Annotated in this window: 1 protein-coding gene; it reads left to right on the plus strand. The window is 60.1% G+C overall.

All coding sequences use genetic code 11. The features are described from left to right. Positions 1-19 precede the first annotated feature (19 nt). On the plus strand, positions 20-814 hold a 795-nt coding region (locus NW827_RS07495), incomplete at its 3' end, for a PAS domain-containing protein (protein WP_414503508.1).

The raw sequence follows: 814 nt of genomic DNA on the forward strand, positions 1-814 counted from the left end.
TTAGTAATGCTAAGCCGTCATGACTATTCCTGGGGGGCTTCTAGAAACCGTTAGCCTAGTCGTCAGGGATACTTTGCGCAACTGGCCGTGGCTGCTTTTGTGGGCAGCCTCGCTTCTGGCGCTTGTCTTCTGGCAAAGGCGACGGCTGCATCAGGCCCAGGTTGGTTTTCCCGATATCGTCACCCTGGCGCGGCCCGACACGACATTGGTGGAGTGCAACGAAGTCTGCCAGAGGGTTTTGGGCGATTGGCGGGGCCGGCGCTGGGTCGAGGCCTTGTTGCCAGAGGAGCAAGAGCAGGTGCGGCAGCAAATAGCCCAGCTCACCCCTCAGCAGCCCACCTTCACGAGGGTTGATAGGATGGTGGACGCGGCGGGACAGGTGCGGTGGCTTGAGTGGATCAACCAGGGCATCTTCGACCGGCGGGGCCGGCTGCAGTTTATTCGCGGGGTCGGCCGAGACATTACCAAGCAAAAGCAACTGGAAGACAATCTGCGGCTGCGGGAAGCCCAATTGCAAGCCCTCTTGGACGCCCTGCCGGCAGCCATATGGGCCAGGGATCCCCAGGGGGTGCTGATTTTGCAAAATGCCACCGACCGTGCCTGGTTTGGCGACCTGCTGGGCACTTCCCTGCAAGAGGGGGCTCGGCAGTACCCCCAGTGGCTGGAGTTCACTTGCCAAGCTCTAGCCGACCTAGAGCGGCAAGGGATTTTCCAGATGGAGGGCAAGGAAATCATTCAAGGCCAAGAGCGCTATGTCTATCGCCTGGCCGTGAAGCTGCAGGATGAGTCCAAAGGTTTGGGGTACCTCGGCATT

Source organism: Synechococcus sp. H70.1 (genome assembly GCF_047502705.1).
In the GTDB taxonomy this organism is placed as follows: domain Bacteria; phylum Cyanobacteriota; class Cyanobacteriia; order Thermostichales; family Thermostichaceae; genus Thermostichus.